The sequence below is a fragment of the Acinetobacter johnsonii ANC 3681 genome (assembly GCF_000368805.1).
GTDB classification, from domain to species: Bacteria; Pseudomonadota; Gammaproteobacteria; order Pseudomonadales; family Moraxellaceae; genus Acinetobacter; species Acinetobacter johnsonii.
Map to the genome: position 1 here is coordinate 902,446 of NZ_KB849705.1, position 14,317 is coordinate 916,762.

Annotated in this window: 14 protein-coding genes; 9 read left to right on the forward strand and 5 right to left on the reverse strand. The window is 41.9% G+C overall.

Annotation, left to right across the window (positions count from 1 at the left end; genetic code table 11):
* Positions 1-219 precede the first annotated feature (219 nt).
* Positions 220-1,839: an oleate hydratase gene (locus F946_RS08555; protein WP_004981208.1), complete on the forward strand. Its 1,620-nt coding sequence runs from the start codon at positions 220-222 to the stop codon at positions 1,837-1,839.
* Between the two features lie 470 nt (positions 1,840-2,309).
* Positions 2,310-2,765, forward strand: coding sequence for a DIP1984 family protein (locus F946_RS08560; RefSeq protein ID WP_004981209.1), 456 nt, complete (start codon positions 2,310-2,312; stop codon positions 2,763-2,765).
* Between the two features lie 207 nt (positions 2,766-2,972).
* Here F946_RS08560 and F946_RS08565 read toward each other — a convergent pair whose 3' ends face one another.
* Entirely contained in the window at positions 2,973-3,176 is a 204-nt protein-coding gene (locus F946_RS08565) for an NF038215 family lipoprotein (RefSeq protein ID WP_004981212.1), read from the reverse strand.
* 545 nt (positions 3,177-3,721) lie between these two features.
* Between F946_RS08565 and F946_RS08570 the strand changes: the two genes are divergently transcribed.
* From F946_RS08570 to F946_RS08590, 5 genes are all read left to right on the forward strand, one after another.
* The gene (locus F946_RS08570; RefSeq protein ID WP_004981214.1) at positions 3,722-4,270 is read left to right on the forward strand and encodes a TetR/AcrR family transcriptional regulator; all 549 of its coding nucleotides are present in this window, start codon (positions 3,722-3,724) and stop codon (positions 4,268-4,270) included.
* 12 nt (positions 4,271-4,282) lie between these two features.
* Positions 4,283-5,932 (forward strand): MFS transporter, encoded by a 1,650-nt coding sequence (locus F946_RS08575; protein WP_004981215.1) that lies wholly within the window; start codon positions 4,283-4,285, stop codon positions 5,930-5,932.
* 32 nt (positions 5,933-5,964) lie between these two features.
* Positions 5,965-7,125 (forward strand): HlyD family secretion protein, encoded by a 1,161-nt coding sequence (locus F946_RS08580; RefSeq protein ID WP_004981217.1) that lies wholly within the window; start codon positions 5,965-5,967, stop codon positions 7,123-7,125.
* A 63-nt stretch (positions 7,126-7,188) separates the two neighbouring features.
* Positions 7,189-8,058: a 1-aminocyclopropane-1-carboxylate deaminase/D-cysteine desulfhydrase gene (locus tag F946_RS08585; RefSeq protein WP_004981218.1), complete on the forward strand. Its 870-nt coding sequence runs from the start codon at positions 7,189-7,191 to the stop codon at positions 8,056-8,058.
* Positions 8,059-8,122: 64 nt separating this feature from the next.
* Positions 8,123-9,322 (forward strand): BaiN/RdsA family NAD(P)/FAD-dependent oxidoreductase, encoded by a 1,200-nt coding sequence (locus tag F946_RS08590; protein WP_004981223.1) that lies wholly within the window; start codon positions 8,123-8,125, stop codon positions 9,320-9,322.
* Between the two features lie 21 nt (positions 9,323-9,343).
* Here the strand turns inward: F946_RS08590 and F946_RS17270 are convergent, their stop codons facing one another.
* The 4 genes from F946_RS17270 to F946_RS08605 form a co-directional block, all read right to left on the reverse strand.
* On the reverse strand, positions 9,344-9,496 hold the full coding sequence (locus tag F946_RS17270; RefSeq protein ID WP_004981224.1) for a hypothetical protein: 153 nt from the start codon (positions 9,494-9,496) through the stop codon (positions 9,344-9,346).
* Positions 9,497-9,663: 167 nt separating this feature from the next.
* Positions 9,664-9,855, reverse strand: a complete 192-nt coding sequence (locus F946_RS08595) for a hypothetical protein (protein ID WP_004981225.1) — start codon at positions 9,853-9,855, stop codon at positions 9,664-9,666.
* 61 nt (positions 9,856-9,916) lie between these two features.
* A complete protein-coding gene (locus tag F946_RS08600) occupies positions 9,917-11,623 on the reverse strand; it encodes a mechanosensitive ion channel (protein ID WP_004981226.1) in 1,707 nt (568 codons plus the stop codon).
* A 164-nt stretch (positions 11,624-11,787) separates the two neighbouring features.
* A complete protein-coding gene (locus F946_RS08605) occupies positions 11,788-12,066 on the reverse strand; it encodes a hypothetical protein (protein WP_004981228.1) in 279 nt (92 codons plus the stop codon).
* Between the two features lie 287 nt (positions 12,067-12,353).
* Here F946_RS08605 and F946_RS08610 point away from each other — a divergent pair, with 287 nt between their 5' ends.
* Together F946_RS08610 and F946_RS08615 are read left to right on the forward strand one after the other, a co-directional pair.
* Positions 12,354-12,776 (forward strand): hypothetical protein, encoded by a 423-nt coding sequence (locus F946_RS08610; RefSeq protein ID WP_004694572.1) that lies wholly within the window; start codon positions 12,354-12,356, stop codon positions 12,774-12,776.
* Positions 12,777-13,341: 565 nt separating this feature from the next.
* Complete coding sequence (locus tag F946_RS08615) at positions 13,342-14,286, forward strand: transporter substrate-binding domain-containing protein (protein WP_004981231.1); 945 nt, start codon at positions 13,342-13,344, stop codon at positions 14,284-14,286.
* Positions 14,287-14,317 lie beyond the last annotated feature (31 nt).

Genomic DNA, 14,317 nt, shown 5'->3' on the forward strand with positions numbered 1-14,317 from the left:
AAAATCAGATATTTAGATCATATTAAATTTTAATAAAAAGACAAATGTGTATTAAAAATAGCCATCATATGCTTATTTTTGATTACAAAATATAATAGGGGGATTGCTTCCCTTTTCATACATTTTTCATATATAAAAGACTTACTATTTATAAGGTTTTATTTCTAAAAACCACATTTTTAACTTCATAATTTTTAACATCATAATTAAAGGTGAACCATGCAAAATAAGAAGCGCACCCCATTAGACGCGCAACAGACCCATCTTTGGATCATTGGTGGTGGTATTGCAGGTATGGCTGCTGCTGCATTTGCGATCCGTGATGCCAAAGTCCCTGCCAAAAATATCCATATTTTAGAAGAACTCGATATTTCAGGTGGCTCGATGGATGGCGGACATACACCGCATGCCGCGCAAGCTTGGGTAACACGTGGTGGGCGGATGCTGACCGATGAAACTTATTTGTGCCTATGGGACTTATTTTCCAGTATTCCATCTTTGGAAAACCCAGACATTTCTGTGCGTGAAGAATGTCGTGAGTTTAATGAAAAAGTGAAAACCCACGCCAATGCGCGTTTAATTGATGCCGAACATGTCATTGCGGATGCGGCAAAGCTTGGTCTGAATACACTACATCGTGCGCAGATGCTGCGCCTATTGGCTTCAAAAGAAGAAAAAATTGGCAGTCGCCGCATTGATGAGTTTTTTGATGAAGCCTTTTTTGAAACCAATTTCTGGCGCATGTGGCGCACAACTTTCGCTTTTCAAAAATGGCACAGTGCAGCCGAGTTAAGACGCTATTTCTTGCGTTTTATTCAAGAATTACCACGCATTCATACCTTAGCGGGTGTGAAACGTACCAAGTACAATCAATATGATTCAATGATCCTGCCCTTACAGCGTTGGCTAGTCGCACAAGGTGTAGATGTACGTTTTGGACACTATGTCACAGATGCGGACTTCATTACCAATGCTGAAACTCAAGAGCGCCATGCCTCGCGACTATATGTACAATTGCCTGAAGGCTCAGAGCAAATTAATCTGAAAGCCAATGATTTAGCTATTTTCACTTTAGGCTCTATTACCGCAGACTCGCGTTATGGTGGCAATCATGACGTGCCTGCCCTCATTCGTCATCGAGAAGATCATGGCTGGACACTTTGGGAAACTTTGGCACAAAAAGCCCCAGACTTTGGCCGTCCAATGACCTTTTATGGCAATGTCGATGAACATAAGTGGGAGTCTTTCACCCTGACCATGAAAGATGATGTGCTGCTTAAACGCATTATTGACTATACGGGAAATGAACCAGGCACTGGCGCACTGATGACTTGGTATGAGTCGGGTTGGCATTTATCCATTGTGGTTCCTGCACAGCCACACTTTGCCGACTTACCTGAAGGCCTGTATACTCTATGGGGCTACGGTTTCCAAATTGACCATATAGGCGATTACATCAAGAAACCAATGTCTGAGGCCACAGGGCAAGAAATCATAACAGAACTGATTAAACAGCTCGGTTTTGACGACATTTTAGATCATGTTTTGGCAACCACCAATGTAACCACTGCCATGATGCCATATGCCTCTGCCCTATTCGCCTGCCGTAAACCGGGGGATCGTCCACAGGTAATTCCACAAGGCTCACAAAACTTTGCTTTCCTTGGACAGTTTGTGGAAATTGAAGAAGATGTGGTCTTTACTGTGGAATATTCAGTTCGTGGAGCGATGCTTGCCATTTATGAATTCTTTGGGGTCGAACGTGAAATCCCTGAAATTTACAACGGTCTGCTTGATCCGAAAGTCGGTTTGAAAGCTTTGGAAACCGTGTTCCACTAGGCTTTTAATCTATAGCGATAAGAGCACCTTTATGTCGCTACTATTACATAGTTTAATTTAAGCAACGTTTGGATACGCGAGTGTGGCAGGGATGCCACACGTTATCCATCATAATAGGGATGTTATGTATGGATAACAAAGGCTTTTGCTTACTTTTGGCCTATCAAAAGTAAGGGTATTGCCTACACAAACACCTTTTATACTTTATTGAAAGTTGAGGCCGTGTACGCACCTAATTTTAAATTGGATAAAAAGAAAAATTAGATAAAACTTTATACCTCATTAGTAAATAAATTGACTAATCAACATAGGAAAAACACTCCACGTTTTAAATAAAATACCGAAACTGACTAAGTGCTTTTCTATCGTTTTCTCATGATTTTAGATTTCATAAAAATTACAAAACTCACTTGAAGCTTTGACTGTACAGATGCAGCATAAGACTCATCTAAAACTTTAAAAATAAATCTATGAAACTAGCAGAAGCACTTTTATTGCGTAGTGATTTACAAACCAAACTTGCCTCTTTACAACAACGCATCAACAATAATGTGCTAATCCAAGAAGGCGATGAACTGAGTGAAGACCCTAATGCGCTGATGGGTGAGGCCTTTAGTGTAAATACAGAGTTACATCATCTGATTGCAAAGATTCATGCGACCAATGCTCAAGCTAAAACTAGCACGGGTCAATCCATGCTCAGTGTTTTAAACACACGTGATTTACTGACACAACAGCATCGCATTATTCAACAGGCCATCGACAGCTCACGACGTGAAAATGGTCGTTATAGTTCGAGTGAAATTCGCTGGGTTAAAACCATTGCGGTTGCAGACTTGCAAAAACAAGCGGATGCAATTAGCCAGCAACTCAGGCAAAATAACTTAGAGATTCAAGCTTCAAATTGGCAAATCGAACTGATCTAGCCAATTTGAGCCACAACAGTTTGGGCATATTGGGCGAGTACAAGGCCTTTTATACGTTTGTAAGGCTTTAATTCAACAAACGTTTGCAGGAAGTAAGACGTCTACTTCACATTTTCACAAATCTGGCGTAGCACAATGCATCTTTTATACTGCACATCGCACCTTGCACCACCATGTACTGACAATATGCCTCCCTATTTTTACCTATTAGTAGGCATCAGCCTGTGGAGGCTTTTTCTGATTAAAAGCCATTTCTTTTGATGGAAGTTTATAGTCACGATCATGCACAGGAACACCACCAATAATCATGGTACGAGCCTCAGTTCTAGGCTGGTTCAAATCCTTTTTTGCATCACACGCGGTCAGTTGAGTGAGCAATAAAACCAATACTAGGGTAGATAAAGTTTTCATCATATCCCCTCATTTATCATTATTGTGCTTTCAGCATAGCACTTTTATTTTTCCAATCCTATCGACTTTGTTACAACTCTTATCCATCTACATGAGGGTTCTATACGAATTTTCTTTATAAAATAAATATCAATCATTCATAGATAAAACAATAACATGAATGATTTAAGTTAACCAAAATTCGATCTAAATATTTATTCGACATATTTAAAAAACTATCTTGGCGGAGTCTTATCTTGTTTTATTCAATTTCTTCATCAGCCTGCGGCTCGCCCTACTTTTGTTTAGGCAAAAGTAGGCAAAACCATTGTCATCTGCAAAACCTGTTCATTTCTTGGATCCATTAAAATATAGCGAATAAAACATTATCTTATTTATACCATGCAGGTTGCAGATGACGTTTTCGAGTAGCATATTTCTTATCGAAATTAGATTAAATTAGAAAAACGCAAAGTAATTTACAAAATCTTACAGGATTGAATATTTACAACGGACACTTTTGTCCGTTAAATAATAGCACTTCCAAATTAAATGAAATAATCACCATGACCAGTCGTCAACAGCGTGCTGCACAAAACCGTGAGGAATTGCTCGAAGCCGCAGTTCAGGTTTTTCGCACACACGGGATCAATGCACCCTTACAGCAGGTAATTGATGCCGCCAATGTCGGGCGGGCGACGTTTTATCGTAATTTTGCTGACCGTCGTGCGTTGGTGATTGCTCTCATGGAGCAAGCGTTGGAACGTCTTGCAGTTCGTGCAGAAGCATTTTCTCAGTATGACGATGGTTTTATTCGTTTAATTGAAAACCATGTCTATAACTTACCGTATTTAACTGCGCTGATGGAATATTGGCGGGTGATTGAGCGGAATGACCCCGTCATGGTCGATATCTATGCGCGCCGCGATGCGATTTTACAACCTTTGATTGATCGAGCCATTCGACACGGCGTATGTCGCCCTGATTTGACCACCCAAGATTACGCCATGATTACGGCCATTTTAAGGACTTCATTTCAAGGGCTGACCGATATAGAGCAACAACAACTTGCACAGCGTGCGATTGAGCTCTTACTCAATGGTATTCGGGCATAAAGGTCACCACTCATGACACAGCCACCGCGTTTACTCGAACCCGCGCCAAACTGGACAGCTGAAGAAAAACCAACCTTGCCCGGCTCTCCTGCCGTGATTGCGCACTCCACGCCTAAGCGCTTCGTGTATTTTTTTATTGGTTTGTTTGTCGCACTGTCTGCAAGTCTCAGTAATGGTTTTATTACCGCCAATTTGCCCTTAATTCAGGGCGAATATGGACTAACACCCTCTGAGGTGGCATTGATTCCTGCGGCCTATGTCATGGCCAATGTCAGTGCGAACCTGATTCTGTTTAAAGCCCGCCAGCAATACGGTCTACGTCTATTTTCTGAAATTGGCCTACTGATTTTTATTGTGGTTTTGGTTCTACACGTCTTTGTGCATACCTTTGAAATGGCGGTATTGGTACGTTTTATTAGCGGCATGGTTGCAGCACCACTTAGCTCTTTGGGCATGTATTACATTATGCAGGCCTTTAAGCGGGAAAATTTTGGTCGCAGTATTTATTTGGCTTTAGGCTTTCAGCAGCTCGGTATTCCTTTGGCATGGATCATTTCTCCGTATCTCATTGACGTGAATAACTGGAATGTCCTGTATACCTTTGAAATTGGTTTAGCGCTGTGCTGTTTCGCAATGGTGGTGTCTCTTAAGCTCCCCCGTAGTTTAAGAATTGCTGTTTTTGAAAAGCAAGACTTCTTCACCTTTGCCCTGCTTGCGCCCGGTTTTGCTTTTTTGTGTATTGTGCTGACCCAAGGGCCTATCTTATGGTGGTTTGAAGTAAAATGGTTGGCATACCTTTTAATTGCAGGGTTCAGCCTGATTGTGATTGGTTTGGTCTACGAGCATTATCGGGTCAATCCACTGATTATGACGCGTTGGCTGGGGACATCGTCCACGCTTCGTTTTATCATCGGTGCGTTTGCAATTCGCTTCTTAATGTCGGAGCAAAGTTATGCTGCCGTGAGTTTTCTCAAAACTATGGGCATGGGCCCCGATCAATTTGTTCCGTTCTATGTGGTGATCTTTTTAGGCATTGTGTCTGGTACCTTATTTAGTGCCATCACTTTTTCACGTGAACGGATTATTTGGCACCTACTATTAGCAGAAGTTTTGGTATTAATTGCTTGCGGGCTAGATTTTCATCTCACCAGCGATATTCGGCCTTCCAACTTCTACGGCAGTCAGTTTTTGGTGGGCTTTGCCAGTGGTGTGTTTATTGGTCCACTATTGATCACGGGTATCTTAAGCGCCATGCAAAAAGGCCCCACTCATATTGTCACGTTTATTGTTTTATTTTCAGCGACTCAAACATTTGGTGGCTTAGTCGGTTCATCGTTTTACTCTACCTATCAACAAGTCCGAACCCAAAACTATCGTGCTGAGATGATTCAACAACTCTCTGAAACCAATCCATTGATTGCACAGCGCCTTTTAGCGTATCAACAAAGTTCGCATAGTTACACGCTCGATCAGCAATTAGAACAACAACAAGCCCTAAAAAACTTAAATCAAGTGGTGACTCGAGAAGCTCAAGTGCGTGCCTATAACGATGTGATTAGCTTCAATGGCGTCGTGGCCATGCTGCTGTTGTTGTGGGGGACATTCCTGATTGCACGAAATCAATATCAACTGCGGCAACAAGCGAAAATTGGCCCTGCCTAATGCCACTGCTCCCTATTTATTGAGAAATTGTTATGTCTGAAGATCAAAAACCAATAGCTCCCGCTGAAACAACTGCAACTTCTGAAGATGCCTCTCAGCCTGAACAACCCGTGACAGCAACAACACCGATTACGCCGCCTTCAAGTAAACTGATTCCAACAGCAAAACGGACCTTGATTTTGATGTTTTTAGTACTGATCATCGGTATTGGCATCATCTTGTGGGCATGGAAAATTGGGCCATTTGACAGTGCCGTTGAGTCCACTGACAACAGCTATGTCAAAGGCAAAACTACAGTGCTTTCTTCGCAAATTAATGGCTATGTCAAAGATGTATTGGTCAGTGATTTTGATCACGTCAAAAAAGGACAGGTGTTGATGCATATTGATGCCACGACTTATGACCAAAAAGTCACCCAAGCAGAAGCAGGCGTCGATCAGGCGCAGAATGCACTGTCCAATCAAAGCCAAAATATTGCACAGCGTAAAGCCGATATTGTAGCGGCACAAGCCAAAGTCGAACAAGCACGAGCAGCCTACCAACTATCATTGGCACAACAGCAGCGCTATCAACAGTTGGGAGACTCTGGCGCAGCGTCTAAATCGGAACAAGACAAAGCCTTTGCCGATACCCAAAATAATTTAGCATTACTGCAACAAGTACAGGCCAATGTATTGGTGGCAAAAGAAGCGCTCAAAACAGCACAAGTGGCTGAAACAGGACTTAAAGCACAAGTGACCAATGCCGCAGCCCAACTGGATCAAGCAAAAACCACCAAAAACTACAGCAGCATTATCGCCCCGATGGATGGGCAACTGGGTGAAGTCAATCCACGTGTGGGACAATATGTGGCAGCAGGTACACAGTTGCTCTATCTGATTCCGCAGCAAACGTGGGTCACAGCAAACTTTAAAGAAACTCAAATTGCCAACATGAAAATTGGGCAAAAAGCATGGTTCACGGTGGATGCCCTCAATCATCAGAAATTTACAGGTCATGTCGAGCAAATTTCCCCAGCAGCGGGCTCAGAGTTCAGTGTGCTTAAAGCTGATAATGCTACGGGTAACTTTACCAAAGTGGTGCAACGCATTGCGGTACGGATTGCAATTGATCCGAATCAGACAGGAATTGAAAACCTACGCCCAGGTATGTCCGTGATTAGTTCGGTCGATACGCATGCAGCAAAGGATTAATACTGTAAAAAAAATGCCATTTTTCACTTACACTAAGCACTTAACCTGATGGATAAAAGTCCTATGTTTGAACAGATTGCACAGTCCATTCCCTATCAGCACATCAGCATTGACGGGATCAATATCAGCATCAAACGTCTAGACTTGGTCCATCCACATATTTCAGGCAATAAATTTTTTAAACTCAAATACAATTTGCTGGCGGCGCAGCAACAAGGCTATAAGAAACTGCTGACTTTTGGCGGTGCCTATTCCAATCATATTGCCGCAACGGCTTATGCAGCGCAGTTATTTGGTTTTGAGAGTCTAGGCATTATTCGAGGCGAAGAACTAGCCAGCAAACCCTTAAACCCCACTCTAAATACGGCGCAACAATTTGGTATGCAGTTGCAGTTTGTGACACGGGAAGCCTATCGGCAAAAGCAAAGCCCAACCTATTTAGCTCAACTACAGCAGGACTACCCAGATTATTATGTCATTCCTGAGGGAGGCACTAATCCCCTCGCGATTCAGGGCTGCCAAGAAATTTTGAATGCACAGGATCGTGAAAATTACGATCTGATTTGCTGTGCCGTGGGGACGGGTGGCACCATTGCGGGTCTTATTGAAGCGAGTCATTCACAGCAGCAAGTTTTGGGTTTCTCTGCACTCAAGGGCGATTTTTTGAGCCGAGAGATCCAGCAACTGACTGAAAAACGAAATTGGCAAATTACCGATCAATATTGCTGTGGTGGTTATGCTAAAACTAATACTGAGTTATTGCAGTTTATCCATGCTTTTGAACAGCAATATGACATTCCACTGGAACAGATTTACACTGGAAAAATACTGTTGGGCTTAAGCGATTTAATTCAACAAGGTACATTCCCCAAAGATCATCGTATTTTGGTGATTCATTCAGGTGGGCTACAAGGTCGATTAGCCGCGCTTTAGATAGTCCTGAAAAAGCAAAAAAGATGGTCTATAATGCCCTGCTTTATTCTCCCGTGAGTGTGTCATGTCCGCAAATCAATATGATGTCTTAGTTTTAGGTGCAGGTGCATCTGGCTTAATGACAGCCTATATGGCAGCTCAACGCGGACGTAAAGTGGTGGTGGTAGAAAAAGCCAATAAAGTCGGCAAAAAAATTCTCATGTCGGGTGGGGGTAAATGTAACTTTACCAACCTCTATGTCGAGCCAAGCAACTTTATTTCACATAATCCGCACTTTGTAATTTCAGCCCTCACTCGTTATACCAATTGGGACTTTATTGGGATGGTTTGTGAGTACGGCATTGAATATGAAGAGCGTAAACACGGTCAGCTGTTCACCCTAAAAGGTGCCAAAGAAATTTTAGCCATGCTATTGAGCGAGTGTGAAAAAACAGGTTTGGTCGACATTAAAACCGACTGTGAAGTAAAAGCCATCACCGCACTCGATGAGCAAGGTTTTCAAATTGCCACGACACTGGGTTATTTTGAAGCTGAATCTGTCGTGGTTGCATCAGGTGGTTTATCCATTCCAACTTTAGGTGGTTCTGGCATTGGTTATGAAATTGCCAAACAATTTGGGCACCATGTATATCCAACTCGTGCAGGTTTAGTGCCTTTTACCTTTTCAGATAGCTTCAAAGAAGTGACCACACGCTTAAGTGGCAACGCGGTCGATGCGACTTTATCGAATGACTTAAACGCTTTCACCGAAGCCCTTTTATTTACTCATCGTGGGCTCAGTGGGCCAAGCTCGCTACAACTGTCGAATTATTGGGATGTAGGACAAAGCTTCAAAATTGACTTCTTGCCAAGTGTGGATTTGCACGACTATTTAAAAGCCAAGAAACACAGTCAACCCAAAGCCCTACTGCGTACTTTACTGGGTGAACATTTCCCGAAAAGTGTGGTGGTTGAACTGCAAAATCTGATTTGGCCTGAGCTGGCTGAAACAGCGATTGGCCAACTGTCGGATGAAAAACTGGAGCACATTGCAACGCGCTTGCATGCGTTTGAAGTCAAACCATCAGGAACCGAAGGCTACCGTACTGCTGAGGTGACTTTAGGTGGCGTAGACACCACTGAAGTTTCATCGAAAACCATGGAAAGTAAAAAGCAAAAAGGCTTGTACTTTGTCGGTGAAATACTGGATGTTACAGGACATTTGGGCGGATTTAACTTCCAATGGGCATGGTCATCTGCACATGCCGCATCAGAATATGTCTAAGCCATCTGCTTAAATGATAAATTATTCTAAATAATCAGTGCGTAGCAGTACGCACTGCTTTTGCTTCTGCTGACGGGCAAGTGCTAAGTCCATTTTCGCAATGGCAATATGGACATGGCTCGGCTGGATCACTGAACGTTTCGTCATCAATGTTTTTTTTAATATTTGCATCATCTGTTTTTTCCTTTTTAAACTGCAATTTATAAAAATAAATCGTGAAATTTCCATGCAGCTATAATAAAAGTATAGGCATGTAAGTATTTCTAATTTATGAAATATCCATATTCCACATGCATCAAACATACCAAATTAAATTTCATTCCACACTATAGACTTTTGTATTATTTTTCATCAGATTCATCCGCATCACGACCTTCAGTTGCCGCAGTCGGCATTCTTTCAGCATTAGCGTGTGTTGTTGTATCGATTTTCGGTTTTGCAAATACAAATTTATAAGCACTCACAAAAAATCCAACCGTAATACCCGCGATGATGATTGGGGCAAAATATTTATTTGGGGCTTTTTTTGACATCTGTTTACTCCAATAAAAAAACACCAACCGCCATCAGCGGTCGGTGTTTAGTGTGATTAATTTAGTCTGGATCTTTGGGGTGAACGTCAATATCTTGTTCAGCCTCACCCGTTGAACCAAAAGGTTTATTTAAAGGTTTATGCGCAGGATCGACCTCTGCTGTAGTTGGAATATCATCTGCATGTTGATATTCCTCTGCAACCGTTGGCGTATCCATTTGCTCTTTCAGTGAGGCATGCTCTTCTTTGCCTTGTGCGGGTTGCGTCCTTTCAGCTTTGGCCTGATAAAGTGGATTCGGTTGCGTACCTTCTTTTTTAGCTTTATCTAACAAATCGGTCAAAACCCGTTCCGCAGGTTGACGCCCACCGAGACCAAAAGCCAGTGCAAAAGCAATGGCAACCGCCCCAAGCGTTAAACCAAAGGCCAAGTTTACGATCGAATCTGCGATACCCATTGCACGCAAGCCCATCGCCAACACTAAGCCAATGATCAAGACACGAACAATGTTCGCCATCCAACGAGAGCTGTTGTATTCACCACGCTCAATCACCTGAGCAACCAAGTTCGCCAGCCAGAAGCCCACGCCCAGAATGACTGCACCCAATAGAATGTTTGCACCAAACTGGATAAACATCGCAATCAAACCACTGATCTGTTCAAAGCCGAGTCGATTTGCTGCTTCAGAGACCGCAAATAGCATGGTAAAGAACACAATAAAGTAACCCACAACGCAAGATGCTTTGGTGTTTCCTAAGAAACGTTGCAAGCCAACTTTGTTTGGAATGTCATCTACACCTGTTCCCGACAAGACTTCAACCACAAGACTTGCGACAAAACGTGACACCACATAGGCCAAAATTAAAATTAATGCCGCTGCAATGATGTGCGGAATCGCATTCATGATTTCATACAGCATGGCCGTCGCTGGTTGAGAAATTGCATCAATGCCTAAAGCTTCAAACGCAATAATCAGCGCTGTGATAATGACGATTGCAAAAACAAAAGATCCGAGCACTTTGGCCAAATCTGAGTTTTTAAACAGTCCTACTTTTTCAACCTGTTTTTGTACATCTAGGCTTCTCAATAAGCCCTCAATAATGCCCCGTACAATTTTTGCTAGAATATAACCTGCAAAAACTATTACACCCGCAATAAAGATATTTGGCAGATATAGTACGGCTTCATTGACCATATTTTGGATCGGAAAGAGCAGCCCAGTCAGACCGAGTATCGACAAAACAATGGGTAAGAATAGTAATAAAATCAGCCAATAGACGATTTCACTAATATTTTGACTCAGCGTACTGACTCCTACATCCTGACTGAGTTTTTCATCTAGCTGAGTCCGATCCAATCCTTTTTGTAATCCCACTTTGACCAGATTCGCCACAATCCAGCCAATGAAACCCACAGCAACTGCAGCCAACAGTTGTGGAATAAACAACAAGAACTGTTGAACCATATTACTAAATGGCCCACTTACACTGGTGAGATTGAGAACATTGAGTGCACCAATCACCGCAATAATCAAGATGAGCCAAAACACAACTCGAGAGATAATATTTTCAATATTTGAGCGATGGCCGGTAGCACTGGAAAGTTTTTGGTTGGTCCCGAGTTTGGTTAAAACCTTTTTCACAGCACCTGCAATCAATAATGCAATAATCCAACCAATGATCAGGATGGCGATTGCGGACAGGATCGGGTGAAACTGGTCCCAATAATACATCGCATCAAATCGACCCTGATGCCCTACATAATCATTCATTTTGTTCTCCCTCTTGTTATGTCTACCTCACAGCGACCTTTGCTCAAATACAGATTTTAGTTTTGAAGTGATTGTCTGCCATGAGGTATGAATGAGAAATGGAATACCTTTTTGATGACTGCTAAAGAAAAAACCCCTGTACATTACAAGGGCTTTAGTCACATTTAGCGGTCAGTTGCAGTCGCCGTATTGCTATCGGTGGCTACCGCTTCGTCACCTGCTGTTGCAGTGGTGCTATTATTCGGTGTTGCAGGCTCTGCGCTCGGATTCGGATGGCCTGGAGGCGCCTCAGTCGGATTTGGCTTGGTATCTGCAAACATATAAAGTAATAATGCGATTAAGAAAATTCCGACCAATGCCAACATATACACAGGCACGCGTTTTTTCTTTTGCCGCTCCTCTGGCGTTTGTACATGGGGCGGTTTATTGAAATCATGTGTCATAGCTCCCCCTCAATTTTCTATTATCAAGTTGTCGAATTTTTATACTAACAACTGCTTGTGTAGCATTGTGTTTCAAAGCATAGTGAGATAGTAAACAAACGATTTATCTTAAGATAAGTTATTATTTTTTAAGGTTTTAAAAACAGTCAATCTTCTGTCAATTCAGTGTTAAAAGTCATATAAAAAGTATTTCACCTAGGCATGGACAAAAAGAGTCTAGCGAACAGCGCTCTTCAACTGAATTTGCGCTATAATTATGCACCTTGTTTTAGCTGTTTTTGGACTTTATGGCATATCGTCAACAAAGTGTAACGCTTGATTTAGACACTGATGTTACGCACCAATGTCATTTGCACTACACGCGAGACCAACATCTTATTGGTATTATTGAATTTTCTAAGCCTAGTTATATTCTAAAATGGGGCGATCTGGAGTTTTTCCGTCGTCGTACTGAAGAGTTTTCAGTGATGCCTTTTCCTGAATGTGTCAATGCCATGATTATTGACATTCGAAATGTGCAAGCCTTTTTAGACAATGAAACACCCATCATTCCTTGGCGCTTACTGGAAGAAGAATGTCCTGTGCGTTTAGTTGTCCCTCAAGACCGTTTAGATCACTATATTGGACTGTTTGAGCCAACATGGCTGACGACGGATATTGAAACGGCTATTTCTGAAATTCGTGAATATATGGATATGTTTGTGCACTAAGCACTTCTTGATACACGCCTGCTCATCTCCTCCCCCTGCGATTGTGCCCCGTCATTTGTTCATAACGTACAGTCGCTTTATTTTTTAGTTTTTAATCCTCTGCGGAAAACGTAGGACAGCAACTCAAATTTAACTGATCTTTTATACTGCGTCATAAAACGGATCATCTTCAAAATAAAGCACTTTTCTTTGCTCTTTCAGTTTTAGCATGTTCTACACGAACAAAATCCATTCTGTCATGCATCCATAACGAAACGCATAGCCAACCCTGCGGCATTAGACATTAGCCTAATAAAATGAATTAGAAAACTTGAAATGGCACGCATTATGCATAATTTTCTTTTTAATATCAGAGGAATATAGCGATGCACTTATTTAAAGCATTATTAACAAAATATTAAAAATCCCTCTTGAGCAGCAAAAGCAATCTCGATTAAGATGCAGACTAAGCTGTAAAAAAATACCATAAAAAGAACATCTTTTGCACAGAATAAAGCTTTAACCCAATTCTGACGTTTTTGATAAAAACAATGCAATTGATGCTGCAAACAAAAGGAGTTTGTACATGACCATGCAACGTAATCTTTCTGCCCTATTTTGTGCAAGTGCACTTGCGCTGAGCCTCAGTGCATGTAGCGACAACAAAGCACCTGCAACGGATGCAGCTAGCACTGGCGCAGATGCTTCACAGTCAGGCACTTTAGATAAGATTAAAAAATCAGGAACCATTGTTTTAGGTTACCGTGACTCCTCTATTCCATTCTCCTATATCGCAGACAACCCAAATCAACCTGTCGGTTATGCACATGATTTACAGCTCAAAGTGGTTGAGGCTGTTAAACAAAAGCTGAATATGCCTGATTTAAAAGTTCGCTATAACTTAGTCACCAGCCAAAACCGTATTCCATTGGTTTCAAATGGTACAGTCGATCTTGAATGTGGTTCAACTACAAACAACAAAGAACGCCAGCAACAAGTTGATTTTTCTGTGGGCTTCTTTGAAGTGGGTTCACGTTTACTTACTGCAACCGATTCAGGTGTGAAGGATTTTGCTGACTTAAAAGGCAAAAAATTAGTAACGACAGCAGGAACAACTTCTGAACGCTATATCCGCCAGCATGAAAAAGAACTTGGTATTGGTGAAGTGATTTCTGCTAAAGACCATGCTGAATCATTCTTGATGCTCCAAAGCGGTCGTGCTGCTGCGTTTATGATGGATGACATTTTACTTGCTGGAGAAAAATCGAAAGCCAAAGATCCAAACAAGTGGCACATTGTCGGTACAGCACCAATTCAAGAAGTTTATGGCTGTATGTTGCGTAAAGGCGATACTGGCTTTAAGCAAGTGGTTGATGATGCAATTAAAGCCACTTATAGCTCAGGTGAAATTAACAAGATGTACAACAAATGGTTTGAACAACCGATTCCACCGAAAAACGTTAACCTGAACTTTGCTATGTCAGACCAACTTAAAGCCTTAATTGCAAACCCACATGACCGTGATCAGTAAACGATAAAGGAAAGATTAATGTTCACTCAGG

Bases quoted from the DNA above. Each gene is read 5' to 3' on its own strand.
- F946_RS08555 (WP_004981208.1), top strand. From the start codon at position 220: ATGCAAAATAAGAAGCGCACCCCATTAGACGCGCAACAGACCCATCTT.
- F946_RS08560 (WP_004981209.1), top strand. From the start codon at position 2,310: ATGAAACTAGCAGAAGCACTTTTATTGCGTAGTGATTTACAAACCAAA.
- F946_RS08565 (WP_004981212.1), bottom strand. From the start codon at position 3,176: ATGAAAACTTTATCTACCCTAGTATTGGTTTTATTGCTCACTCAACTG.
- F946_RS08570 (WP_004981214.1), top strand. From the start codon at position 3,722: ATGACCAGTCGTCAACAGCGTGCTGCACAAAACCGTGAGGAATTGCTC.
- F946_RS08575 (WP_004981215.1), top strand. From the start codon at position 4,283: ATGACACAGCCACCGCGTTTACTCGAACCCGCGCCAAACTGGACAGCT.
- F946_RS08580 (WP_004981217.1), top strand. From the start codon at position 5,965: ATGTCTGAAGATCAAAAACCAATAGCTCCCGCTGAAACAACTGCAACT.
- F946_RS08585 (WP_004981218.1), top strand. From the start codon at position 7,189: ATGTTTGAACAGATTGCACAGTCCATTCCCTATCAGCACATCAGCATT.
- F946_RS08590 (WP_004981223.1), top strand. From the start codon at position 8,123: ATGTCCGCAAATCAATATGATGTCTTAGTTTTAGGTGCAGGTGCATCT.
- F946_RS17270 (WP_004981224.1), bottom strand. From the start codon at position 9,496: ATGATGCAAATATTAAAAAAAACATTGATGACGAAACGTTCAGTGATC.
- F946_RS08595 (WP_004981225.1), bottom strand. From the start codon at position 9,855: ATGTCAAAAAAAGCCCCAAATAAATATTTTGCCCCAATCATCATCGCG.
- F946_RS08600 (WP_004981226.1), bottom strand. From the start codon at position 11,623: ATGAATGATTATGTAGGGCATCAGGGTCGATTTGATGCGATGTATTAT.
- F946_RS08605 (WP_004981228.1), bottom strand. From the start codon at position 12,066: ATGACACATGATTTCAATAAACCGCCCCATGTACAAACGCCAGAGGAG.
- F946_RS08610 (WP_004694572.1), top strand. From the start codon at position 12,354: ATGGCATATCGTCAACAAAGTGTAACGCTTGATTTAGACACTGATGTT.
- F946_RS08615 (WP_004981231.1), top strand. From the start codon at position 13,342: ATGACCATGCAACGTAATCTTTCTGCCCTATTTTGTGCAAGTGCACTT.